Raw genomic sequence first — 24,242 nt, 5'->3', positions numbered from 1 at the left:
AATTCGATATTCGTCACCTGTCGGTGTGCGGGGATATCGCGGGCAGTTCCACAGTGATGCGGATCCCGCCGGCCGAGCGCGGGGTGAGAGTGAGTGTTCCGTCGTGTGCCTGGGTGATGGTTTTGACGATGGCCAGGCCGAGGCCGACGCCTGCGTGGTCGGTGTGTATGCGCGCGGTGCCGCGCTGGAATGGTTCGGTGAGTGTCGAGACCAGCTGTGTGGTGAGCTTCTCGCCGGTGTTTTCGACAGTGAGCACCACAGCCCTGGGATGGACGCTGGTATTCACCCACACGGTGCCCTGTTCGGGCAGGTTGTGGACGATCGCGTTGTGCACGAGGTTCGTGGTCAGCTGCAGCAGGAGCGCGGGTGAGCCGATGGTGGGGGTGATGTCGCCGGAGGTTTCGACGGTGACGCCACGTTTCTCGGCGAGAGGAAGGAGTGTTTCGGTGGCTTCTTCCGCCAGGAGGGACAGGTCGACGTGTTCTCGGGTGAAGGACCGCTGGTCGGCGCGGCTGAGCAGGAGCAGTGCTTCAGTGAGGTCGATCGCTCGGGTGTTGACGGCGTGGAGGCGGTCGATGACTTCGCCGGCGTCGTGTGCCGGATCGGTGCGGGCCACGTCGAGAAGTGCCTTCGAGACCGCCAGTGGGGTGCGCAACTCGTGCGAGGCGTTGGCTGCGAATCTCTGCTGTTCGGCGATGTGCGCTTCGAGCCGCTCGAGCATGCCGTCGAAGGCGTCGGCGAGTTCGCGGAACTCGTCTTTGCGGCCCGGTAGCCGGATCCGGTGGGAGAGCGATCCGTTCGCGGCAGTGCGTGTGGCGCCCGTGATCCGGGTCAGCGGGGCGAGCATCCGCCCGGCGAGGATCCACCCTCCCACGAGGCCGAACACCAGCAGGAACGCCAGTACTGCGGCTGCCCTCGGAGCGAAAACGTCCAGGAGGCTGGACCGGACGGGAAAAACACCACTCGTGGGGTTGTCCTCGGCGTTGATGAGCTTCGCACGCTCGGGGACGTAACGCAGGAGGAACATCCACACCGCCGCGAGCAGTAGGGCGCCGGCAAGCATGAGGAATCCGGCGTAGCTGAGGGTGAGCTTGAAGCGAACGCTCAACCCAGGCGCCCTATCCACGGTCTCCTCCCTCGTGTCCGGCCTCTGGTTGCGTGTCGATGCGGTAACCGACGCCTGGCACGGTGGCGATGATCCAGGGTTCGCCGAGGCGTTTGCGCAGTGCCGAGACGGTGATGCGCACGGCGTTGGTGAACGGGTCGGCGTTCTCGTCCCACGCCCGCTCCAGCAGCTCTTCGGCGCTGACGACACCGCCTTCGGCAGCGACGAGGACTTCGAGCACGGCGAACTGTTTCCGGGTGAGCGCGACGTAGCGGCCGTTGCGGTGGACCTCGCGGCGGAACGGATCCAGCCGCAGACCTGCGATCTCCCGCACGGGCGGCCTGTTGTGCGCGCGCCTGCGGTCGAGTGCTTTGAGCCTGAGCGCGAGTTCTTGCAGCTCGAACGGCTTCGTGAGGTAGTCGTCGGCGCCGAGTCCGAACCCGGAGGCCTTGTCGTCGAGACGGTCGGCAGCAGTGAGCATCAGGATCGGCATGCCGCTGCCGGACGCGACGATGCGTTTGGCGATCTCGTCACCGGACGGTCCGGGGACGTCGCGGTCGAGGACGGCGATGTCGTAGGCGTTGATGCTCAGCAGTTCCAGAGCGGTCTCCCCGTCACCTGCGAGGTCGGCCGCGATCGCTTCCAGGCGTAGACCATCGCGGATGGCTTCTGCCAGATAGGGCTCGTCCTCGACGATCAACACACGCATGGTCCCGATGCTACGAGCCGGCGCATATCGTCGACATATCGAGAACCGCATACGTGCCGGCAACACCACGCTGCCTTGACTGAAGGCGTGCCTCGAACCCCGGCATCCGCACGAACAACGCCCCGCCGGATTCACCGGCTCCTTGTCGTCGCCTGATAGTCGTCACCGCAGCGATCACCGCAGCCCTCGGCCACACGCCCCGAGGAACGGGGCATCCGGTGCGCACTCACGCGCGTAAGGGCATCGAGGTAAGCCCCCCAAGCCGCCCGTCGCGCCTGACCCGCAAGACGTCGTGTTCCGTACTCGCACACTGACGCGCACCGCCGACGCGGACCTCCTTCTTCCTCGCGTCCATGTCCCGCGCCATCGCGCCTTGATCGTTTGCCGCGGAGTCCGAGTGGCCGTGGGTTGCTCTGGCGGGAAAAGGGGGGCGGAGCCGTGGTTCCAGCGGTGTTCAGGGTTGGGAGGCGGCGACCTTGATCCCGAACCCGATCAGGACGACACCTGTGATGCGGTCCATGGTGCGTCGTACGGAAGGCTTCTCGAAGAAGGCGCGGGCCTTGGCCAGCACCAGCACGTAGCTGCCGAGCCAGGCGAGAGTGAGGGCCGCGTGGATGAGTACCAGCAGGACCATCCCCATATGCGGCGAGAAGCCAGAGGGCGCGAGCGTGGGCAGCAAGCCCGTGTAGAAGACGGCGATCTTCGGATTGAACACGTTGCTGATCAGTCCTGTGCGCCACGGGTTGCCGGATGGGGACGGGGCGCTCACCCCCGCATTCGCCGAACGGCTGCGCCGGCTCTGCAGCAGTGCCTGCACACCCAGGAGGCCGAGGTAGACGGCACCGGCCAGCTTGACGACCGTGTAGGCCGTGGCGGACGCCGCCAGAACAGCGGCCAGGCCGACCACGGTGAGCACACCCCAGATGAGCAGTCCGGCTGTGATGCCGCCGATCGTGCGCAGGCCGTCTTGCCAGCCGGACGCGATGGCTCGCTTCGTCACCACTGCCATGTCCGGGCCGGGCACCATGGTCAGGACAGCGAGTACACCCATGGCCGCAAGGAGCTGAACGAACATGGGCTCAGTCTCGCACCCGGGATCGCCTCGTCGTTTCGAGGGCAGTCCCTGGACCGGCCAACCTTCGATGGCACGACACCGTCGATGACCAGCCTGCGCTTCAGCTGGCGAGCCGAGTGTCGTGGTCGGCGAGCGTGCTGATCTCGCCCCCCTGCACGCAAGCTCTCGCCGCCCGAATCGGCCGAGACGCCGCAGCCCGACCCACCCGGGGCCATGGCGCATGAGCACCCAAGGCTCACCTGTCGGGGTGTCGTCAAGGCTCCGCGTCAGGAGGGGGCGAGGACGCAGAACTCGTGGCCCTCCGGGTCGGCCAGGCACGTCCACGGGACGTCGCCCTGGCCGAGGTCGAGGTCGGTGGCGCCGAGGGCCCGCAGCCGGGCCACCTCCGCTGCCTTGTCGTCACCGGGGTACGGCAGCAGGTCAAGATGGACGCGGTCCGGCACGGTCTTCACGCCGGGCGTGCGGAGGAACTCGAGATACGGGCCGACACCCTTGGCGGAGCGCAACACCGCATGGTCGTCGGTCACCTCGTGCAGGGTCCAGTCCATCGCCTCACCCCAGAACCGGGCCATGGCCCGCGGATCCGCGCAGTCGACCACCACCGCGGCGATCGGCCCGGTGTCCCGGTAGATCTCCCGGGGCTCCAGCACGCAGAACTCGTTGCCCTCCGGGTCGGCGAGGACCGTCCACGGCACTTTGCCCTGGCCCACGTGGGCGGGCGTCGCACCGAGAGCCTTCAGGCGCGCGACCAATTCCGCCTGATGGGCCGCAGAGGTGGTGGCGAGATCGAGGTGCACACGGTTCTTTGTTGTCGTCTTGGGTTCCGGGACGGGAACGACGTCGACGCAGACGAAGACCGGGTCCGGCCAGACGAGGCCGCCGGCGGGTCCGACGTAGGTGGTCACGCCGGGGCTGTAAGCACTCCAGCCGAGCGCCTCCGCCCAGAACCGGCCGACCGCCGAGCCGTCAAGAGCCTTTATGTTCACCTGAACAGGTCGCAGTGCCATGCCGGCGATCCTATGCACCCGCTCTGCAACGACATCCGCAGGTACCGTCGCCAAACAGGGATCGGGCCGGGGCGGTGATTCCGGGGTCGTCGGTGGTGTAACTCCCCTCGATCAGCAGTTCAGTTGGCCCACGGCGGCACGATGCGCGTGCCGTCGGCCGGCTCTGCCTCCAGGCCGATGGAGGTGGTGGCCCAGACATGTCCGGCTCGTCGTGCTGACTGAGTGCGGGTGGCCTGTGCGCGGGCTGCGGAGGAGGCGGCTGCGGACGTCGTGCGGGAGTGGAGTGGGCTGGTGGGGGAGGCTGAAGTCCGCGCATTGCACCGCCAGTTGCTGCATCTCGCGCCCAACGGCCCCCTGCGCCCCTCCTGGTGACTGGTTATCACTGGAAGTTTTTACTGACGCGTAACTTCCCACTTGAACTACTCGTCCGTAACTTGACAAGTGAACAGCATCCTCGTGATCCGGATCACAGGGCGTAAGGCCATCGCACCTCCCCTTGAGCCGCAAGGAGATCACCCGATGCTGCCCTGGAAACGAGTGCTCAGATCGGCGGCCGCGCTGCTGCTGACCGCCGTGGTCGCCACCCTCCCCGCCGCCACCGCCGCTCACGCGGCCGACGCCACTGTGACCTCGGACAGTGGCTGGAACGACTACTCCTGCAAGCCGTCCGCCGCCCACCCCCGCCCCGTCGTCCTGGTGCACGGCACCTTCGGCAACTCCGTCGACAACTGGCTGGGCCTCGCCCCGTATCTGACCCGGCGCGGCTACTGCGTCTTCTCGCTCGACTACGGCCAACTGCCGGGCGTCCCGTTCTTCCACGGTCTCGGTCCGATCGACAAGTCGGCAGAGCAACTCGACGCGTTCGTCGACAAGGTGCTCGCCGCGACCGGCGCCGCCGAGGCCGACCTCGTCGGTCACTCGCAGGGCGGCATGATGCCCCGCCACTACCTGAAGTTCCTCGGCGGAGCAGCCGAGGTGAACGCCCTCATCGGCCTCGCGCCCGACAACCACGGGGCCACCCTCAGTGGGCTCACCCATCTGCTGCCGTACTTCCCGGGCGCCGAGGACCTGCTCTCCACCGCGACCCCCGGCCTCGCCGACCAGATCCCCGGTTCCGCCTTCCTCACCAAGCTCAACGAGGGCGGTGACACCGTGCCCGGCGTCCGGTACACGGTCATCGCCACCAAGTACGACCAGGTGGCCACGCCGTACCGCAGCCAGTATCTGGAGGGGGCGAACGTGCGCAACGTCCTGCTCCAGGACCTGTGCCCGGTCGACCTCTCCGAGCACCTGGCGATCGGGCTGTTCGACCGGATCGCCTTCCATGAGGTGGCCAACTCCCTGGATCCTGCGCGGGCGAAGCCCACCACCTGCGCGTCGGTGTTCAGTTGACGCGCACCCAGCCATCGCCGGGGCCTGACCGGCCTGAGCCGCCGGTCAGGCCCCGGAGTCCGGTTCAGCGGCCGGCCCGGCCGCCCACCGCCCGCCGTCGTACCGACGCGAACAGGGCCGCCGAGCCGAGCGCCAGCGCGGCCGCGCCGGTGACGGCGATGTACGGCGTACTGCTGTCGCCGCCGGTCTCGGCGAGGTTCTCGGTGGCACCGGCGGCCTTGGGCTGGTTGGCCGCCGCGACCGGCTCCGCGGACGTGTCGGCGTCGTTGTCGCCGTGGCCGTGGTTCTCGACGGTCGACTTGTCGGTACCGGCGTCGATCTGCTCCTCGGAGGGGGCGGACGCGGTGGGCGCCGGGGAGGCGTCGGTGCCGCCGGCGTTCTCCGTGCCGCTCTGCTCGCCGCTGCCGCCGCCGAAGGTGACGTCCGAGCAGGAGTAGAACGCCTCCGGGCTGTCCGAGCGCTGCCAGACGGCGTACAGCAGATGCTTGCCGGAACGCTCGGGGAGCGTGCCGGAGAACGTGTAGAAGCCGCCCACGGGAGCCGGGTCGGTGGCCGTCGCCACCGGGTCGGCCAGGTCCAGGTCGTCCCAGGCGAGCGGCTGGGACGGGTCGTAACCCGGCTTGGTGACATACACCTTGAAGGTGCCCTTGTGCGGGGCGGTCACGCGGTACTTGAAGGTGTACGAGCCGCTGCTCACGGCGGTCGCGGGCCAGTCGGCGCGGGCCAGGTCGAGGCCCTTGAACTCGTCGTTGTTCGCGCTGCACAGCTTGCCGTCGGGGATCAGCTCCTGGTGGCGGCCGTTCGCGTCGCCGATGCGTATGCCGTTCCAGTCGTAGAGCGCCTGGGTGCCGCCGGCCGCGACCGCCGCCTTGCAGGCGTCCGACCGGGGGCTCTCGGGGCCCTCGGCGTAGCACTGCGAGACCCGGCTGACCGGGTCGCCCATCGAGCCGTGCGCGGATGCGGGTGCGGCGGCGAGCGCGGTCAGAGCGAGGGGGGCCAGGCCGAGGGTGGCGACGGCGGCGGCCTTGCGGCGTGCGGGCATGGGGGAGCTCCTCGTAACGGTCACTGGGGTGAATCCCGGGGGGATCCCGTGGGGGCTGATCAGAAGCTAGCCCCAAGAAACCGTGAAATCGCCTGCTGGAGGCGGGTGATGGAGATCCTTATGGTCCCTTTAAGGCAGGACTAACCGAGAGCTCAGGGAGGGTGGTTGGGGAGCCCTGTCTCACCTGCTGGCGAACGGTGGAACTGTCCGTGGCAGTCCGCGTTCGTCCGCGGTGAGACGCCTTGGTTGGCTCCCGGAATGGCTCCCGTCGACGCCGGCAGAGGGGAGCAAGCAGCCATGTGGGGGAAAACTTCCTCCGCCGCCTGGGCTGCCGCATCAACGGCCGAGTGCTTAGAAGGCGTGTGGCTTCTCCGACCGCTCCTGTCGCGTGAACTGGGCCTTTCCGGAGGCCAGATCGCCAGCCGTGCCCGCTTCGACACACATTCGACACGGCTGGCGGGAGGTTGCGCTCACGACAACGCCGCGATCTACAGGCCGGTCTGGTGGATGTAGGAGATCACGGTCAAGCTGTCCTCCTCGATGGTCCACGGTGAGATGCAGTGGAGGGTGCCGCCGGTCGCCGCCGGAGGTTGCATGGTTCGATCCAACTGGATCGAGTGGACTACAACGAGGGCGTTGTGTGGTGCGAGCTCGCGTTGTCGCTCGACCTCGGCCCGCGTCAGAATGACTTGGGTTCCTTCGGACGTTGTCCCCTTGACCTCAGCATGGAGACGTTCGTCGCCGCGGGAGAGAAGCAAGTCGTACGACTTGGTGGCCCCGACGTCCTTGACCGACCACCCTTGGGCCTCGAAGTGCTCCGTCGCGAGCAAGACGCTGCGCTTCTCGATGGCGCTTCGCTCTGCGGCTGTGAGGAGAAACCCTTGGCCGGCCCGGCGTGCACTCCTTCGGTTGGCCGTCGTCGCGGCGCTCTGCGTAGCCTCTCGGACCTCGATGGGCACGTCGCCGGGGATGTACGGGGTTGCGTCCGCGGCCTTATACAGCTGCCCTAGGAGGGTCGCCATGAACAGCAGGTCTTCGCGGAGAACATCTGGGCCGGGCAGTGCGTGTCGCTGGTACTCGATTGCTATGACGTTGCCTAGTTCGTAGCCCTTGCCCAGCGGGGTACGACCGTCCAAGTGGATGTCCGTCAGCAAGTCCGGACGCTTGCTGTCCTGTTGGCTGATGATGGGACGGGCCCAGTCGACACGGCTCTGCAGGTCGGCTGGCTTCCGGGGCTTGAAGTCCCCACCAGTCCACTGTGTGGTTCCTTGGTTGAGCGACAGGTAGACCCGCTCACCGGATGCGCTGAACAGATAGACGATGTACCACCCGGTAGTGGCGCTGGCCGAACGGCTTTGGGAGTACAGGCGGGTCCACGCGACCTCGGTCTTCAGGCCTGTGCCATCACGGCCCTCGATGCCCACGTCGTCGATAGGCACATTCATGGCGACGGAGAGGGCCTCGCGGTGCTCTCGCAGCCAGTTGGGCATCTCGGTACGGATGACAACGCCGCGGCGCTTCATCGGGTCGGTGTTCTGAGCCTGCCACACCTGCTGTAGGTCAAGGACCTCGCTCAAGAGTTCATCCACGCTTTGGAGCGTAACCGGGGGGTCTGACATCCCAGCTGCGAGCTCCTCAATAGAGGCCCCGCAGCTGGGACTTTAGGTGGTGGCTGCTGGTCCGTAGCTCTATGTGGATCGGTCGCAGGGAGCCAGACCGGCCACTCTGCTCAGCTGGTTACGCAGCTACCCCAAGCTGATGACGGTCAACGAAGATACCTGACGCTGAACCAGTTCTGCCCGTACAACCGTCGCCAGTCCTCCCCTTCTGGCAAAGTCTCCACATGAGCGGAGTCGACTGGGGGAACGTCCCGGCCTGGTGCAGCGCCATCCTCACCAGCGGATCGCTGATGCTGGGCTTCTACATCCTTCTGCGCGATCGACGCAAAGAGGAGAAAGCCGAAGCACGCAAACTAGTCTTCAACCTACGAGGCAACGGTGATCAATGGACGCTTACTGCGCACAACGCGTCCGACAGGCCGTTTACGGATATCCGGATGCTGACCCAGAGTTTAGGGCGATCTAGGAACTACCATTTCCCGACAGCGTTCCTACTGCCGAAGGAGTCAGACACGCTGAGCTGGCCCAAGGCGAATCGCGTGGGGCTTGCCGTGCTCTTTGAGGATGCAGATGGGACTCGATGGGTTAAAAACCTCATGACGCAGGAATTGCTGCGGATCCCCGAGTCATCTCTGAAAGCGCGGATACTCTTCAAGAGGGTCTGGCAGAACCTCCCCGAGCTTGGAGGGTGAACTCGTCCCAGGCATCGGATCGAACTCCCCACACGCATGCGAGGTTGTGCGTGGGGCCTTCATCTGGACATCGGTCAAGGTCCGAGGCGCTTCCGCTCGTTCTGGGCACCGGCGCCCCGGGTCGGATACAAACTTGCGCACACAGCCGGAGGGCCCTTCTGTCTCTGAGGTATCCGCAGTTCACAGGGCCGTGACTTGCTGGTGCACAGATGTTCGTTCACAGATGGTCCGCGGAAGCGCCCACGGACTCGGCGCTCACTCGAGCAAGAGGGCTGCTGGCTGGTGATGGGCACGTTCTCTGGCGTCGGCTGGGTGACGCCAGCTGGGAACGCCTGAAGAACCCCAGGTGCCGACTGCATAGCCTGGCACAAGGGCTTTGCCCTGTCTTGAGTGTGTGGGCGCGTATCCAAAGGCTAGGGTCCGCGGTCAGGAGGCGAACAGCGCAGCACGCCGCTAGGCTGGAAAGGTCTCCACTTTCGAGAGAGCGCCCATGGCTTACGACACTCATGAAACCAAGACGGCAGATGGATCGATATTTCACTTGGAAATGTCGGCCCGTGATTTTCTGAGTGTGGACCCAAGAGGGGATATCGATGTCTTCAGCTGGACCGCGAGATGCTCAGCTGATGAATTCCTAGACCTGGGAAAAAGAATGCCAGGGGTCGCCATGGTTGCCGTAGGAGACGATAGGCATGAGGGACCTACCGAAGACACGATCAGATGGGCCAAGAAATTTCCAGCAGACTACTTGGATGAGTATTGTGATTTCATTCGCTTTCAAAGGGATGGCTCCTCTGTGGCGTTTCAGGTTTTTCCTCCAATAGAATCTTTCGGTCGCGTAACGCTGGTTGCAATTAGCGGGCGTCAGATGTATCTGCGCCACATTAACTCATGGATTCAAAAGACAGCCACACCGCGCGTGGTCGAAGAAGTGAACGCAGTATTGGGTGAGATGTCCTGAGAGTGCCGGTCGCCGACTAGTCTGGGAGGTCTAGCTCATGACTGGATCGGGGCAACAACCAGCAGCCCTGCAAAAGCCTCGAAAGGGATGCAAATGCTTGAGGTCGATTAGAGGTCTCCCGGGTTGGTTTTCCGGTGAAACTTATGTTGCCGCAAGCCCTGAGTGCAGCATCGGAGCTACCGTGTGCTATCACTATGTGGTATTTCATAACCACATGGATCATGCATACGAGGTGAAGGTAGTGTTCCGTTGCCGGCAAGGAAACGCCCGCTACCTTAAGGGTTCGAGGCGTGGGGTCAAGTTTGAAGGTACGGTTAAAATTCCAGAGAGGGGGTCGGGGTTTAAAGTGATAGCCCCCGTTGTCGCAGTGGGTGCTGGAGCAGACGAGGAGTTGTTTCTTGAAAAGATCACCATCACTCCCCGCAATGGATACGCTAGATATTTGCCGCGCTATGAATCCGACAAGGAGACTGTGATACGCATTGATTGCCGGATACCCTGATCGGCGTGGATGTGACGAGGAATCCCCCATGGATGACTACATCCCTTTCGGTGCGGCCATAATAATGTACCTTTTCAATCCCCTCATCGAAAAGAAAGCGCAAGCGGCTGTTTTCAAATCCATCAGCGAGAGTGATCAACGCATGCCCGATGCGGCCAGCGTCGTGATCCCTGCTCACCGCTCCGACCCCTCCATCAAGAGTTATTTGTCGTTTGTGATTGATGCGGCCCAAATAGTTCCTGCAGTTATATTAACGGCCGTGGGTGTAATCCTTGCCATCCCTAGTGATTGGTCGCCTGCCCTTGCCGCGGTCCTAGTTCTCGGAATTTGCCTCCTTGTGTTGGCGGTTGATGCTTACGTGTTGAGTCTTGATCCACATGTGTACGACGGGAAGAGGGTGCGAGGTTACACTTTCACAGCTATTGCTGGCATTGGCTTGAACGCCATTTGCATAGCGCTGGTTGCGTTTTTGGGAGCGTAACTGGGTGACCGAAGCGTTTGTCACCCCTCGATGCGAACTACGGGCGGGGCGGTTGCTGAGGTCTGCCCGGCTGGTCAGACGTCCGCTGGCGGGCGGCGTTGGCCGGCTGCGGTCGCGGCGGTTGCTGTACTTCACTGCTGTACAGCGCAAGCTCACCGTGCTGGGTCCTCCTTCATGCCATCGACTTGGTCGAGCCAGGCACGAAACTCGTTGAACACCGTCAGCCAGTCCTTGCCACTCTTTTCGGAGGCGGCACGCATGTCTTCCACGCCGTACGTGTCCTGCAGCCACTCGCGTTCCCGTTGTTCCCAGCGCCTTCGGTACGCCTCTCGCCGTCGCAGGACCTGCAACTCCGCTTGCCGCACCTCCTCGGCCCTTACAGCCTTCAAACGCACAGTGGCCTGACTCAACCTGGTCAGCTTCGCGGCACAGTCCGCCCCGACGTAGAAGGGATGCCTCTCAGGGGTTCCGCCCAGGTCCAACGGTGCCAAGATGATGGCCTGCTTCAATGGGGATCCACACTTGCCACATGTGCCTTCGCCTTGCTTGATGCCCTTGATCTGGTAGCTGGTCATCGGCCCGTCCTGTCGTCTGTCGCAACCGGGACAGTCTTGCGGCCCTTGAATGGCGCCGCCTACCGAACCACCGAAGCCGACGGTCCATGGGGACATGTCGCAAGATGCACGGCTCCGGAGGGCCCTGCGTTGTTCAGGATTCCCGTAGGTCAGGGGTCTCCGCAGCACCGCCGGGTGATTCCCAGTCCACGGATGGTCCACGGCTGTGCATGACCGCACAGATCGCCACTAGGCAACCCGTATCGCTGGCAGGGATACACCTAGGTGGGGTGCCGAGCATGCGCCTCTGTAGGCCTAGGCAAGCGGTGCTTGTGGTCTCGCCGAGGCCTACAGACTCTTCATGACGTCTTGTCCAGGACTGTTGCCTCACACGGAGACGAGAGCGTAGCCAGGAAGCGAGGAATCCTTGGTGCTCCAGGTGATGAGCTTCCCGTCCGTTGCTCCCGAGGCCTGAGGGAGGAAGAGCGTAAAGGCCATGACCACGTCGCCCGCAGACAGCTCGCCCTGCACGGCCGCGTCCTTGGGCACCATGGGGTAGAGCAGCATGCCGCCTCGGCTGGACCCTGGGAGGTTCGCGATTGGCTGGACGAGGGATCGGTCGGCTGGCTGTGACTTCGCTTGGAGCTTTCCATTGATGACTCGGCGACGGTGGACGCTAAGCGGTCCGACGCCATCGATGCTCACCTGGGCGTCCTGCCCCTTGAGTTGGGGCAGAACGACATGCCAGTCCGTGATCATGTCGGGTGTTGCCTGGCGAAGGTAGTTGAGGTCGGGGCGGAACGAGTCCTCCTTCGCCCAGTGAAGTTGGCCGAGGATCGAGACCAAGTCCTCGTTGGATATCTGAGTGCTGAGGACGTTGACGGGGCGACCGTCCAGGTCGCACACCTCCGGGTGGGCAACTGCGGACGAGAGAAGCGGCGAGAAAGCCTTGGTGTTCCGCTCGAGCGACGTGCCGTCGGAGATGAGGGGGTAGCCACTGCTCGGTTCCTTCATCGGCGTTCGCCGTTGCTCCACCCGTGCGTTGTACATCTTGTTCGCGGCCGTCGGCTTGATCTTCGGGTGGTGCTGGGCGACGAGCGGTGGAATCTGGCTCGGCGTAATCTGCGGTCTGCCGTCAGCTCCGAACGGAGCATATTGGCGTAGTTCGTCGCGGAAGAACTCCTCGTCCTGGCAGATGTCCTCAAATTCGTCGTACAGCGCTTGCGTGGTACACAAGCGCACCAGGTCGCGGTAGCCGGCGCGATACCCGAACCAACGACCCATTTGCATCATGGTGTCGGCCTGCCGGGATCGCCGCAGATAGAAGGAGACAGTCAGACCCTCGACTGTGAAACCGCGAGCCAGCTTGTTGCCTCCCACGAGGACCCTCCAGACGTGCGGAGTTGTCGCGAAGTCGAGCTCCTCTCCCTCGATCTTGTCGCTGTTGACTACAAGGACTGGATGGCCGGTTTGCCCGATACGGTTAACCGTGTCGCCGATGAATGGGACGAGCTCGTCGAATGTCGACGGCGCTGCACCACCGTCCGGACGTCTCGTAACCGGCAGGATGTCCTCTTCGTAAAGGTTACGCAGCCGTTCGAAGCACGAGGCAGACCGATATCCGGAACGGTCCCACATCTCCTTGACTTTTGCACGCTGTTCGCGGTGGGCATCCTTCTGCATCGCTACGTGATAGAGCATGGTGTGATGGCGGAAAGTGCCGCAACCGAGACTCTCACGATAGAGCTTCACCGCACCGGTGAGGACGAAAGTGTCAAGCGCACGTTGGAGATCCGAATCCTGCTTGTTCTCGTCTTCGTTGACGATGTGTACATGTGCCTTCTCGGCCGAGTTCTCCTTGGTGCGCTCGTCGAGAGGGATGCCGAGGTTCAGATCGTGGAAGTCACGCGCACCCATGTAGCCCGGGCCTGGAGGCAAGGCGATTAGGAAGTTCTTGGGGAAGATGTCCTCGGCGTCGTTCGGGTCGATGAATACGTTGGCGAAAGGAGTCGCCGTGTATCCGACGTACTGCGCCCTAGGTAGCATCCTCAGTAGGTCCGCTATGTGACGGTTGATCGCGGAGCGCCTCTTCTTTGCCTCGGCGGAGAGCGGCTTAGGCCTACTGGTGTTGACGGAAGCCTGATCAGACTCATCATCAATGATCAAGGTGGGTACCTCTTCGAGGCGCGTCGTGATCTTGTTAAGATCCGCTACGAGTTTCTTGAGGACTGTACTGTTCTTCTTCACCACCAACAGGCGTGTATCTCCGGCGAAGAGATTTGCCCGATGGAAGAAGGGCAGGTGTCGCTCCCGCTTAATGAAGTCCAGCGCGGAGATGCCGAGTTCCAAGCTCTTGTAGTCGAAGGACTTCTTCGTCAGCCGATAGAGGTCCGAACCACCCCCGTCTGATGGTTGCAGGCCGTGTCGGACGAAGCGGTCCCAGTCCGGATCGTCCCTGACGTAGTCCGTGGCGTCCAGGGCCGCGTCGTCGTCCGGTTTGACGCCTCGAAGGAGGTTCTCCTGACCGACGAGTTCCATGTCCAGGCGGCGCTGTGTCTGCGTCCGAAGCAGGTCTGTGGTTCCGCTGAGGACGATGATCAGTCGGTAGCCGGCATCGATGGCCTTGGCGATGACGCCGGTGAAGTTGGCGGTCTTGCCGCTTTGAACGTAGCCCACCACGAGGCCCTTGGCCTGATAGGCCTCGGCTGCGGTCGGATCCGCCAGCCTTTCCACAACCCGATCCGTGGCCTTGTCCAGTGCCGTGATTGCCCTCGGGTCCAAATGCGGGGCGGCCTGAAGGGACTCGGAGTAGTGCTGCCAGTAGAAGTCGCGGCTACGTTTGATGCTCTCCGTGTACCAGGGCGTCCACTCGTCGGCGATGACGATGGGCTCGTCGAGGTTGGCAATGGGGATGAGTTCACCCAGCAGCGCTGCGGTCGCCTCCTCGACTTCGAGCATGCGTAGCACCACTTCGCGGCGCTCGCGCGTGTTGGGGGCGGTGTCCTCCGTCCAGGCAGCGTCCTCGGCCTGGTGGTCAAATGTGGCCAGCCGCAGACTCAGCGCGCGACGCAACTCGTCGTTCGGATCGGCCGCCGTCAAGTGGCTGCGCAGCTCGGCCTCTCCCACCAGAGCGGGATTTGCGGCAATGAAGACGGCCGCCTGACGTAGCGGACGGGGCCCAGTGCTTTCCATCATTTTCAAGGCCCCGAGATAGGCATCGACAAGATTCATACGGTTCCTCCGGAGGCCAGGGCCGATCGTAGGTACGAAGGTGCATGGTGATTGTGCGGCACTGCTGAGAGGTCGAGCCGGTAGCGAACCTCGGTGATGGAGGACATATGGACGCCAGCACCGGCCAAGCTCGTCGGAGTGAGGCGCGGAAAGGTCTCGTCGACCAGATAGAGAACCGGTGAGGTTCGTGAGCGGAAGCGTCGTCCGCTGTCCTTCACCGGAGCTCCGCCCCAACCAGCTGCTGTCAGGCGGTGATCGAAGTCTGCCAAGACGGTGCTGCCCAGCGCCGCTCGCACCTCTGCGACGAGCTCGGCCAGCGTTTTGCCTTGGCCGGGCCCGGCAGCGGTGAATTGATGCGAGACCAGCCACAAGGGCTTGCCCACCGTCGGCATCAGCTGCGTGAGGCTAGAGATCCAATGCTCGCGATTCTCCGAGAGAGTGGACTTTGCCTCAAGATCGATCTCTCGCAGGCTGAAATCGTGCTCCTCGGCGACGGGCCCGAGCCATCCGCCCACAGCGTCTTCGGGGCTGAGGCAGCCGATCAGGGACCTGAGTGTCACTAATTCGCCGAACAAGCCGACCTCGCGCTCGGGCGAGAGTGCCCCATGACCGCGAAGCAGTTGCCCGAGTGAGCGGATGGTCTCTGTGACGGCTGCTGAGACGCTGCGACCTGCGAGCTGGATCCGATCGGCCACGAGGCAAAGGATCGCGTAGCCTTCGGCGAACATGTCTGGATGATCGACGACTACCTCGACGTGCTGCCTGCCGGCGAGCAGGACCGACCGACACCGAATGTGTGGCAGGCCTGTTTCGATCTTCCCCTCTTGCGAGGCCCGCGGCGCCCGCAGCCCGATCTCGTGGCGACTGGGGTTGATGAAGACGCTCAGTCTCGGGTTGCCCACAATCGGGTATTCGAAGGGAACTCCGATGGACACGGCCTCCGCGAAGTTCTCCGGATCTAGATGGCGGTTGTCACTCACCCACGTCCACCTTCGCCGCCATACTCAAGATCTCCTGCCACAGCTCGATGTTGTCTCGGTCGCGAACCCCGAGATATTCGCCAGTGAAGGCCTGTTCCAGGAGGAGGTACAGCAGGGACTTCAGCAGCGCAGCATCGTTTGAACCACGGCGGCCACTCTTTGCCAGCGGCCTGAAGCGCTCGTTTAGCCACAACACGCGGTCGGCTCGGTCGACGCGAAAGAAGTCATCCCTGTTTGCACGATCGAACCGTGTCCACCGCATCGTGATGGGCACCTGGTGGTCTTGCATCGGTATCTCATCGCGGATCGCGCGCTTAAGCTGTGGCGCGAAGCCTTTGCCTGGCGGGATCATTGACTTGCGTGCCCGCCGTCGCTTGCGTGACTCCCTGAACCGCTCTTCTGCGTCCGCCAGATAGTCGGCAAACGTTGTTCCGTCCTTAGCTATCGCGCACGCCGCCAACGAGGCGAAGTCCGGTCCAACTTGGACACGCGACTTCTCTGGATTCATAGCAAGCAGCCTGGGCGACAGCCCATCGATGTCCACCTCGACACGGGCCAGCTGCCGTTCTCGGGCCGAGACACTGACCCCGTCCCAGCTCCCACCTGCCTGAAGGAGTCTCCCGCGCCGGTAGAAGAACAGTCCTTGGTGCTTCTCTGCCCCCGTCACGAGGTTGAACTCCAGCATTCGCGACCGTGGCGGCCAGATATGACACTTGAAAACTACCTGCAGGTCACCCTGCCGGGCGACTAGATCCTTCGGGTACCCCGCCTTGCCCGGTCTGGCGTAGCCGAAGGGATCGATTGCGTCCACGCGCGAGCGAGGACCTACCAGGTCCTGGTCGACGTCTTCAACGTCCAGATTGATCTCGATGAGACCCTTCTTGATGATGCGATGGAGGATCAGCCCCAGATGGTTGATGATCTCTGTCATTGACCGGCTGATGAACTCCTCGACACGGGTGGGGTCGTCCGTGGCTGGGAAGCCGAAGACTTCGTCCCAACGTACGACTGTTCCCGTCCCGGACCAGGGAATGCCCCACCGGCGGGACAGCTCCGACTTGGCGAACGCCTCGGCGACGACGTCGCAGTGGAAACCACGCTTATTGGGATCGGCCTCCATGCGCCGGCCCACCGGAGCATGCCCCGCTGCGGATGACAGGACGGTGACGAGCTTCGCGTTGCTGAACGACGCTGCCTTGAGCCCGATCCCAAAGCTTCCAAGGTCCTTCTCGGCATACTCTCGACGTCCACCGAGGGTCATGGCCACGTTGATGGCTTCGGCGGTCATGCCCTTGCCGTTGTCCACCACGTACAGCCCGCGTAGCCGTCCGTGCTTGCGGACGAACCGAATCAGGACGTGGCTCGCTTCGGCGTCGATCGAGTTGTCCACCAGGTCTGCGAGGGCCGTGCGCAACGAGTGGTTCCGTCCGAGGCCATCGAGAGCGCGCCGGTCGGGAGGCAGCTCAACAGTGCCGTCCACTGGCACATCTTCTTGCCACCCTTGACTCAGCGTCATGTGGTCGCCGTTCTTGAAGGGATGAGTCACCGAGGGCATGCCATCACCGTATCGCCAAAGGTGTACGTCTTGTGAAGAAGTTCAACAGGCGAGAGGTGGTGGTCAGCAGCCGGTCCAGGCGTGAGTACACGCAGGCCGCGTGCATGGCAGCCAAGTTGGGCGCGATAGGCCGTCGTGAAGCGCTCCTTCGGCTGGGTGTCGGTTGCGGCCTGAGGCGTCGGGAGGCTAGTCAGGCACGGATCCGGAGGGCCCTTGGTCTTAGACATGTGCACAGATAGGGCACACACGATGCGAGTGACCGGCGCCCTCGCTGCGGCCCAGCCTCGGAACCGTGGACCTCTCCCGTCAGCCGCTAGCCGATGCTGGCTACGGCGGCGGGCTGAATCACGGCTGCCGCTCTGGCGCTTCGTCGTCGAGTACCACCCGGAGGCGTCGGCCGATCTCTGCCGCGACCTCAACCGCTACCGCGTTTCCGAGGGCGCGCATGGCCGCTGTCCTGGTGCCGGGAATCTCGTAGCCATCCGGGAAGGTTTGGATTCGCGCGGACTCCCGCACTGTGAGGTAGCGGACGGAGCCGTCGTGGAAGCGGATCATGGCTTCGCCACCTGCGACACCGTGGACACCGGCTTTGAGCGTCTTGGCGGGCCAGTCAATCCATCCGCCGCGATGGCGGGCGTAGACCCGTGCTCCAGGGATACCCCGATGGTTTAGGACGGTGGGGATGTCGACATCATCTTTCGGCGACGGCAGATCGGAAATTGCGTCCCGAGTTGTACGCCAGGCGACTTCCTTGTCTGCCCAATCGCCCGTGCTACGCAATAGCTCGACGCGGGATCGATACTGTTCCGGAATCTCCGGCTTCTTGATCTCGTGTCGCTGCCAGTACGCTTCTGTGATCCATTGCTCACGAAGCAACTGGTCTTTAGTGTGTGTTGGTTGCACGGCAGACCAACGGTCCACACCGGGTAGATCCGCTCTAATGCCAACCAGAAAGACACGTTTACGCGACTGAGGCACGCCGATATCGGCGGCGTCGATCACCTGCTGGTGGACTCTATAGGAAAGCCCAGGTCGTTTCGTCTTGAGGATGCGATCGTGGTGGGCTGTCCAATCCTCGTCCTGATTCCTTGGCTTGACGGACGGCTTGGTCAGCCAGTCAGCTATGTAGTCGTAGTAGGGTTTGAAAGAGGGGCGCAGCAGTCCGGGTACATTCTCAAAAACAAAGCATTTGGGTCTGAGGATACGCACGGCTTCTACAGAAGCCGGGAACATATTCCTTTCATCGTTCTCGCCCGCATGGGCTCCACTGATCGAGAAAGGTTGACAGGGAGGGCCGCCGGCTACTAGATCGATGCCTTCCAACCCGAGACTGGGAACCTCCTTTAGCCACGCACGCACGTCTGCCTCCCGAACGTTTTCCCGTTTCCACAGATCCGGAGAACGGTCCGCATTCGTTCGCAAAATGTGGCACGCCCGCGGGTCTCTCTCAATCAATTGCTCGTGCTCGAAACCCGCGTTGAACATGCCTATGGCCATGCCGCCACCGCCAGCGAACAATTCTACCGACCGTGGCATATAGACTCCTTGTCATGGCTTGATTGAGGCCGGATAATGACTGTCCGATGATTCGTCACCGCGGCGGCCCGGCGCGGACTCGCTGGAAGATTTCCTCCACGACTTCGTCGAGGTCTCGTTTCAGCCGCGACTCGAAGACTCGGTAGACCGTCCAACCAGCCTGAGCGAGCGCGGAATTCACCTCGGCATCGCGTGTCATGTTCCTGCGTAGTTTAGCGCGCCAGAAGTCCGGATTGTTCATGCGGTCGAACTGCGCTTCGAAGCTGGGCAGCCCTCTGATTCGCCAGGCGTTGCCGTGCCAGAAGTCGCCGTCCACGAACACCGCCAGCCTCGCCCCGGGGAACGTGATGTCAGGCTTGCCCGGGAGCGTGGTGCGGACACGATAGCGCAGGCCGCGACGCCACAGTGCCCTCCTGAGCGCGACCTCCGGCCTGGTGTTCCGACTCGGCACGGCAGCCATGATGCGACTGGTCACCGCGGGATCACGCACGGCCGCACCTCCAAGGATCGTGAGTGAGCTTAGCCGTCTGGCAGCCGCAGCGTTGGTCTCTCTCGGTCCGCGGACGTTGTCCGGGGTGCCCGGGTGGTGATCACCCGCACATCGAGGCCGGCTAGCTCGCAAACCTTCTGATGACGCCGTCGCTCGCTCTCGGTGAGGCGTTCCCCCTGCAGCAGGTTAATGACCACGACGGGGGACGGTAGCCCGTCGACGCGCGCATTGAGGCCAGCCCATACCAGGCTCTTCAGGTTTCGCGGGTTACCCCAGATCATCAGCATTTGGCGGTGGCCGTCGGTCACTTGGCACCGGTTCGGCTTCTCACGCAAGGTTCCACCCAGCACCGTCCAGTCCTCCCCCAGGGCAATCCGGGCTATGTCGTACGCGCTCGGGAGCGGGGTGCCCACCAGGTCCGCGTACGGTCCGATCCCGCTGCGGGCCCGGTTGTAATGCTTCATTGGCACGTCCTTGATCCACATGCGGGCACGCTCGCGGGGCATGTAGCGGGTCAGAACGCCGCCCAACTTCTCGTCATCAACCCAGCGGTTGTACCAAGCAGTGCGATCTATCGCGCTGAGGCCGTCCCAGCCGAGTTCATCCGCTTTGCGGTAGATGTCTCTGATTACCGCGCGGCGGACCGTTTCCGGGATATCGCTCATGCCTGCCCAAGCAACGATTCGGGATCGGGGAATTGGAGACGGTGCTCGTCGAGGGCGGTCTCCAGGCTCGCGGCGTCCTTGATCCATTCTTGCATGAGGCTCTCGGCCCGGGCGTCGGTGAACTCAAAACGCGTGCCCATCGGGGACAGTCGCAGCGTTTCGAATTCGTCCGCGGAGACTTGCTCGCGAAGGCTCATGATCGCCGCTACTCTCCTGATGTCGCTGACGAAGTCCAGGGTCTCGACGTAGCTCTTTCCCTCGCGGAGCCGCAGTCCGCGGCCAAGCTGCTGGACGAAGATGCGTCGACTGTGTGTGACGCGCGCGAAGCACAGGATGTTGACGTCCGGGATGTCGACCCCTTCGTTGAGGATGTCGACAGCGGTGATGATCGGGATCTCGCCCTGGCGGAAGGCCATGAGTCGCAGCTGTCGATCCCTGCGATCCAGGCCGGCGTGGACCGCCTTCACGTTCTTCCACTGGGGGACCTGGTTGAGCAGTCCGGCGAGGCGCTCGGCATGCTCGACGGTGCGGCAGAACACCACGGCCCGGGGTTCCTTGACGTGTGCCCATGTCTCGATGAGTCGATCGCGGATGGCTTCATCACGTTCGGGTAGAAACAGCCGGGCGTTCAGATCCCTCACACTGTAGTTGTGTTGACTTGCCGTACGTACGAAATCCCAGTCGATGTTGTCCGTAAATAGCCGGTAACGAACTTCAGCGAGGTAGCCAAGTCTCATACCACCGTCGATACCCAAGGTATAACTGGGCTCGCCGAAACTGTTCCGGATGTCAAAGCGGTCGCCGCGCCAGGGCGTTGCGGTCACCCCAAGCCGAGGCACGTCGGCCAGGTGGTCGAGCAATTCGGCGAAGTATCCATCCTTGGACACATGGTGCGCCTCGTCCACCATGACCAGCGCAGGCTTGTAACCGCTGCGCACGTACGTGAGCGCGGTGGCCACCGTGGCGCACGTGATGCCGCGGAGATCATCCGGTTTATGGTCGCCAGTCAGCAGCTGGGTGCGCGCGGCCTTGGGCACGTGGAACCAGAGCGCGCGCTCCAGTTGTTCAACGAGATCCTTTGTATGGGCGACGACAAGGATCTTGTCGGATGGGCGCAGGCGCAGATGGCGTGCGACAATCTCCCCTCCGATCACCGTCTTCCCCAAGCCGGTCGCGAGGATCAGCAAGGCACGGCCCGTGCCCTCCAGGTCCTCCACGAGCCGCTCAAAAGCCTTGGCCTGATACTCGCGCAGGGGGCGTTCTGGCAGCCGTTCGGAACACAACTGATCGCTGTTGTACAGGTCGACCAGCTCGCGCCCCGACCAGAACTCGATCGGATGGCCCACTCGGCGCAGCGCTTCGCGCCGTTCCTCGCTCTTCGGACCGAATCTGGCATTGGTGACAACCGCCGCCCGGTCCGTCCGATAGAACGCCTTCGCGTTGATGACCTCGTCGACCGCGCTCGGTGCCACCGTGCCGCGCGCCCTCCACTTCGCCTGGAAGACCCAGCGCTGGCCGTTGAGCGTCCCGAGGATATCGCCACCATGATCGTTTGGGCCGTCGACGTTGACCACATCGGTGAAGCCGAGGTGCAGCATGAGCCGCTCTACCTGCCGCGGAAAGGCCGCAGGGCCGATGTCCAGAAGGAAATCGGGAGCCATGAAGGATGAGCTCACGTCGACTCCTCATCCGCGATCTCTTCTTCGATCACGTCGAGTGTCATGCGCATCATCGCGAGATCGAGGCGGGTCTTACCACTGATGTTGCTCAGGAATGTTCCCGCCACCTCAAGCAGTCGCCCAAGGCGCTCGACCTGGGCATCGCGAGCGCCGGGGTCGTTCCACGTCGACCAGGTGGTGGAGAAGACGGCGCCATCCATCACCAGCTCGGGATGGGCGCGGATGATCGCGGCGATGCCCTCCGCGGTGACGTGTGCGATGAAGTCGCCGTTCTCGGTGGCTACGGGCCACACCAACCGGGGGTCCGCCCCAGCGGCGTGCTTCTCCGCAGCCTGCTTCTCCGCTGTAGGAAGGCTCGCCCACAGGGAGGCGGCACGGGCAGCGCCAACGCGCTGGATGCCCTCTCGCACCCGGCCGAGCAGGGCACTCGCCCGCTCTCGCAGTGCAGCGTCGGTAAACCGCTGATCCGGGAATTGCACGGTGACCTCGGCAGCGACACGTGCGGCGCTGTCATCGGTGCTGGCGAGCGCGCGTAGCGCCTCCGCAATCTCGATGATCGCGTAGTCGCGGGGATCGCGACCGAATTCCCTGAACACCGGGTGATCTCCGTGGACGAACACCTCAATTGCGTTGCCGCGCAGCGTGTGTGACACGCATGGGGTCGGCCGGCCCGAATGGTCCAGGAGTGGCTCGGGTGTGGCGTACACCGTGACCATGCGCCTGCCCAGGGTGGCCACGGACACCGCTCCGCTGAGGTCGCTCAGCTGGCGTGCCCCGGCACGGTACCTGGCGAAGCGCTGATCCTCCGTCTCTGGCTGGGGCTGCGGCGTGGTTACGCCCGGCGAGCTGCTCGTCGTGCCGCCCGAGGGGTTCCCCAGCCCGAGCCCCGTGCGGCCGAGCAGATCATCAGACTGCTCCTGAGTGTCGCGGGCGGAACCTCGCGGCGGCGCACTGGCCCCGCCCCCGGGCCGGGCCGGGAGTTGGCCTCGCTTGATCTCATCGTGCTGCCGCGCGGCCTCGTACCATTTCTCATCGGTGAGGAACTCGGCGAGCCCCTTACGGAACGAGCCAGCCCACTCCCTTGCCAGCTCGTGAAGCGGGTTCGCGCCGTCCCCAGGTACAAGGTGCTTGAGGCCCGGATCATTTCTGCGGAAGGCGTTGAACAAGCGCCCCACGGGCGTGTCGTTGGGCGCGTACCCATACGCTTTCGCCTTGTTCGGCTGAAGGGGGCCCTCGCCGCGAATGAGGTGGACGGCGGTGATCCAGTCCCGGGAATCTCTTTTGAAGTCATTCTTCTGGTAGGTCACAGGCACATGGTCGAGATGTATCTCGCCCACGATTCGGCCGCCCACCGTCGCGCCGAGCTCGATCGGGTACTCGGGAAGGGTCTCCCCTGTGTCGGGGTGCTCCCACTCGAAGAGGCTTCGATCGGAGATGAGGATCTTCCGCCCGTTCCTGAGGAAGTCGATACCAAAGTCGCTGGTGTGCAAGTAGCGCTGGATGCCCACCCAGCCGACGATCCGGCGTTCCCGCAGCTCGAGGTTCGCGCTGCCACACTCGACGCAGGTCTCTAGAGATACGCGATGCCAGTGACCACAGTCCTGGCATGCCCACGCTGAAGTCAAGGGGAGGTCAATCGGTTGGATCGCCTTCACGTCGGAACCTCGATAGGCCACCGACCGCTGGGAGTCCCAGACACAGGGCAAGCGCGGCCGCACGAGTGTGTTGTTGACGAACAGCCGAAAGCCTCGCCCCTTAAGTTCGGCCCCGGGAAGCTCTGGAAGAACGTCCTTCCCGCGAAGCAGATAGGAATAGACCTTGCCCAGTTGCTCCCGGATCGTGGAAGGCAGTTGTGGGCGGCGCAGGGCGGTCCGTGTGTCAGGCCGCAGATGACGCACAGTGATCTCGGTGCCGTGCATCGTGGGGTCATCCTTGGGTTCACGCCGCAGCGGGGCCTTGAATTCACCATGTTGCTGCATCTCAAGGAAGTTGATTTCCGCAACCAGCCATTCCCGGTCACCTGACCGGGTAGTCCGCACCTCGGTAACGGATCCCAGATTAGCGGTCGCGATGTTGAAGCCCATGCCGAACAGTCCCAGGCTTCCGTACCGGCTGTTCTGACTGTAGCCAGCGCGCAGGGCGAGCTGGAAGGCCTCCAGACCCATGCCGCGCCCGTTGTCCGCCACGCACACGATCTCGTCGCCCTCGGGGGTGGTGCCGGGCTTCGGCAACGTGACACGAACATAGGGGGGATCGGTTGGGTCTCGATCGTCATCTGACAGGAAGTCGTCAAACGCGTTGTCGATCAGCTCCGCGAGGCATTGCCACGGCTTGTAGGGGATATCACCCAGCACCTCAAGGAGTCGTGGCGACGGTGTCAGGTCCAGGCTCTCCGCGTATGCCTCGCTCGCGCCAAGTGACACCCAAACCCCTCCGTCTTCGGTCATGGACACTGCCCACTTGAGCCCCACACCCTGGCAGTACCGCGTCCACCATGCCTGCGGCAAGATTACTCACTCGCGGCGCTCCGGTGTGTGGAGTCTGTGATGTTGGAACCCCGCACGGTGACGGGTCCTGATGAGTTGTGCCTCTCGCACACGTCAGTCAGCGCACTGCACAGCCTCGTCAGGTTCCGCCGTCGTGCGAGCCGAGCCCGCGCCAAGCCGTTCGCAAGCCCTCGAGTTGGTTGCGGGGGAAGGGGCGTCCCCACCGCTTTTCGTAGCCGTCATCGCCAGTTCGTGAGTGGGCTGATCGAAGGCGCGAATGATGACACGGCATAGCGTGCGCAGCGGCTGCCGGCTTCGCTCCCCCTCCGCGCGAGCGCCCTACCGCGCAAGGGCGGCGTAGCGGCTTTGGCCGGGAGCTTTGGCGCGAGTGATCATGGCCCCTTACGCTGGCCCGCGGATCGGGCAGGCTTGTGGACCTGCCCGTTAGTGCCCGATGTGGGGCCATGATCTGCGGTCACGT

At 63.7% G+C, this 24,242-nt stretch carries 20 protein-coding genes and 1 pseudogene; 5 read left to right on the top strand and 16 right to left on the bottom strand.

The annotated features are described in order from the left end of the window. Positions 1 to 13: 13 nt before the first annotated feature. The 5 genes and pseudogenes from ACFV7R_RS10220 to ACFV7R_RS10200 all read right to left on the bottom strand — a co-directional run. The gene (locus tag ACFV7R_RS10220) at positions 14 to 1,126 is read right to left on the bottom strand and encodes a sensor histidine kinase (RefSeq protein WP_385262043.1); all 1,113 of its coding nucleotides are present in this window, start codon (positions 1,124 to 1,126) and stop codon (positions 14 to 16) included. Next, positions 1,119 to 1,814 carry a response regulator transcription factor gene (locus tag ACFV7R_RS10215; RefSeq protein ID WP_385262040.1) on the bottom strand — a complete coding sequence of 232 codons (696 nt, stop codon included), beginning with the start codon at positions 1,812 to 1,814 and terminating at the stop codon, positions 1,119 to 1,121. Before ACFV7R_RS10215 ends, ACFV7R_RS10220 begins: the two co-directional genes overlap by 8 nt. Before the next feature lie 454 nt (positions 1,815 to 2,268). Beyond that, positions 2,269 to 2,889, bottom strand: a complete 621-nt coding sequence (locus ACFV7R_RS10210; protein WP_385262037.1) for a LysE family translocator — start codon at positions 2,887 to 2,889, stop codon at positions 2,269 to 2,271. A gap of 266 nt (positions 2,890 to 3,155) precedes the next feature. Beyond that, a complete protein-coding gene (locus ACFV7R_RS10205) occupies positions 3,156 to 3,896 on the bottom strand; it encodes a VOC family protein (RefSeq protein ID WP_129797074.1) in 741 nt (246 codons plus the stop codon). Between the two features lie 119 nt (positions 3,897 to 4,015). Beyond that, positions 4,016 to 4,090, bottom strand: a pseudogene (locus tag ACFV7R_RS10200) (cupin domain-containing protein); the annotation flags it as partial. 325 nt (positions 4,091 to 4,415) lie between these two features. On the opposite strand from ACFV7R_RS10200, the gene ACFV7R_RS10195 reads away from it, so the two are divergent. After that, positions 4,416 to 5,288: an esterase/lipase family protein gene (locus ACFV7R_RS10195; RefSeq protein ID WP_385262035.1), complete on the top strand. Its 873-nt coding sequence runs from the start codon at positions 4,416 to 4,418 to the stop codon at positions 5,286 to 5,288. Between the two features lie 64 nt (positions 5,289 to 5,352). Here the strand turns inward: ACFV7R_RS10195 and ACFV7R_RS10190 are convergent, their stop codons facing one another. Together ACFV7R_RS10190 and ACFV7R_RS10185 are read right to left on the bottom strand one after the other, a co-directional pair. Beyond that, entirely contained in the window at positions 5,353 to 6,330 is a 978-nt protein-coding gene (locus ACFV7R_RS10190; protein ID WP_385262033.1) for a lytic polysaccharide monooxygenase, read from the bottom strand. A gap of 488 nt (positions 6,331 to 6,818) precedes the next feature. Then, positions 6,819 to 7,919 carry an MrcB family domain-containing protein gene (locus tag ACFV7R_RS10185; RefSeq protein WP_385262031.1) on the bottom strand — a complete coding sequence of 367 codons (1,101 nt, stop codon included), beginning with the start codon at positions 7,917 to 7,919 and terminating at the stop codon, positions 6,819 to 6,821. A gap of 254 nt (positions 7,920 to 8,173) precedes the next feature. Between ACFV7R_RS10185 and ACFV7R_RS10180 the strand changes: the two genes are divergently transcribed. The 4 genes from ACFV7R_RS10180 to ACFV7R_RS10165 all read left to right on the top strand — a co-directional run bounded on the left by ACFV7R_RS10180 (position 8,174) and on the right by ACFV7R_RS10165 (position 10,585). Further along, entirely contained in the window at positions 8,174 to 8,641 is a 468-nt protein-coding gene (locus ACFV7R_RS10180) for a hypothetical protein (RefSeq protein WP_385262029.1), read from the top strand. A gap of 490 nt (positions 8,642 to 9,131) precedes the next feature. Further along, positions 9,132 to 9,602 (top strand): hypothetical protein, encoded by a 471-nt coding sequence (locus ACFV7R_RS10175; protein ID WP_385262027.1) that lies wholly within the window; start codon positions 9,132 to 9,134, stop codon positions 9,600 to 9,602. A gap of 214 nt (positions 9,603 to 9,816) precedes the next feature. Next, a complete protein-coding gene (locus ACFV7R_RS10170; RefSeq protein ID WP_385262024.1) occupies positions 9,817 to 10,104 on the top strand; it encodes a hypothetical protein in 288 nt (95 codons plus the stop codon). Between the two features lie 28 nt (positions 10,105 to 10,132). Then, positions 10,133 to 10,585 carry a hypothetical protein gene (locus ACFV7R_RS10165; RefSeq protein WP_385262021.1) on the top strand — a complete coding sequence of 151 codons (453 nt, stop codon included), beginning with the start codon at positions 10,133 to 10,135 and terminating at the stop codon, positions 10,583 to 10,585. 152 nt (positions 10,586 to 10,737) lie between these two features. Here ACFV7R_RS10165 and ACFV7R_RS10160 read toward each other — a convergent pair whose 3' ends face one another. The 9 genes from ACFV7R_RS10160 to ACFV7R_RS10120 form a co-directional block, all read right to left on the bottom strand. Beyond that, positions 10,738 to 11,160, bottom strand: coding sequence for a hypothetical protein (locus ACFV7R_RS10160; protein WP_385262018.1), 423 nt, complete (start codon positions 11,158 to 11,160; stop codon positions 10,738 to 10,740). A 366-nt stretch (positions 11,161 to 11,526) separates the two neighbouring features. Further along, positions 11,527 to 14,370, bottom strand: coding sequence for a Z1 domain-containing protein (locus ACFV7R_RS10155; RefSeq protein WP_385262016.1), 2,844 nt, complete (start codon positions 14,368 to 14,370; stop codon positions 11,527 to 11,529). Continuing rightward, positions 14,367 to 15,350 carry a PD-(D/E)XK motif protein gene (locus ACFV7R_RS10150; protein WP_385262013.1) on the bottom strand — a complete coding sequence of 328 codons (984 nt, stop codon included), beginning with the start codon at positions 15,348 to 15,350 and terminating at the stop codon, positions 14,367 to 14,369. The genes ACFV7R_RS10155 and ACFV7R_RS10150 overlap by 4 nt, the downstream gene beginning before the upstream one ends. Next, complete coding sequence (locus ACFV7R_RS10145) at positions 15,343 to 16,905, bottom strand: ATP-binding protein (protein ID WP_385262011.1); 1,563 nt, start codon at positions 16,903 to 16,905, stop codon at positions 15,343 to 15,345. The genes ACFV7R_RS10150 and ACFV7R_RS10145 overlap by 8 nt, the downstream gene beginning before the upstream one ends. Positions 16,906 to 17,250: 345 nt before the next feature. Next, the gene (locus ACFV7R_RS10140) at positions 17,251 to 18,441 is read right to left on the bottom strand and encodes a DNA cytosine methyltransferase (protein ID WP_385262009.1); all 1,191 of its coding nucleotides are present in this window, start codon (positions 18,439 to 18,441) and stop codon (positions 17,251 to 17,253) included. Between the two features lie 55 nt (positions 18,442 to 18,496). After that, positions 18,497 to 18,931: a very short patch repair endonuclease gene (locus tag ACFV7R_RS10135; protein WP_385262006.1), complete on the bottom strand. Its 435-nt coding sequence runs from the start codon at positions 18,929 to 18,931 to the stop codon at positions 18,497 to 18,499. 29 nt (positions 18,932 to 18,960) lie between these two features. Then, positions 18,961 to 19,596 (bottom strand): hypothetical protein, encoded by a 636-nt coding sequence (locus ACFV7R_RS10130; RefSeq protein ID WP_385262005.1) that lies wholly within the window; start codon positions 19,594 to 19,596, stop codon positions 18,961 to 18,963. Next, positions 19,593 to 21,272 (bottom strand): DEAD/DEAH box helicase family protein, encoded by a 1,680-nt coding sequence (locus tag ACFV7R_RS10125; protein ID WP_385262003.1) that lies wholly within the window; start codon positions 21,270 to 21,272, stop codon positions 19,593 to 19,595. Before ACFV7R_RS10125 ends, ACFV7R_RS10130 begins: the two co-directional genes overlap by 4 nt. Beyond that, on the bottom strand, positions 21,269 to 23,722 hold the full coding sequence (locus ACFV7R_RS10120; protein ID WP_385262001.1) for an ATP-binding protein: 2,454 nt from the start codon (positions 23,720 to 23,722) through the stop codon (positions 21,269 to 21,271). Before ACFV7R_RS10120 ends, ACFV7R_RS10125 begins: the two co-directional genes overlap by 4 nt. Positions 23,723 to 24,242: the final 520 nt, after the last annotated feature.

Origin of the sequence: Streptomyces sp. NPDC059866 (genome assembly GCF_042731325.1) — a bacterium.
GTDB lineage: Bacteria > Actinomycetota > Actinomycetes > Streptomycetales > Streptomycetaceae > Streptomyces > Streptomyces flavusporus.
Note: the sequence above shows the minus strand (reverse complement) of the source record. Positions and strands in the feature narration are given on the sequence as shown.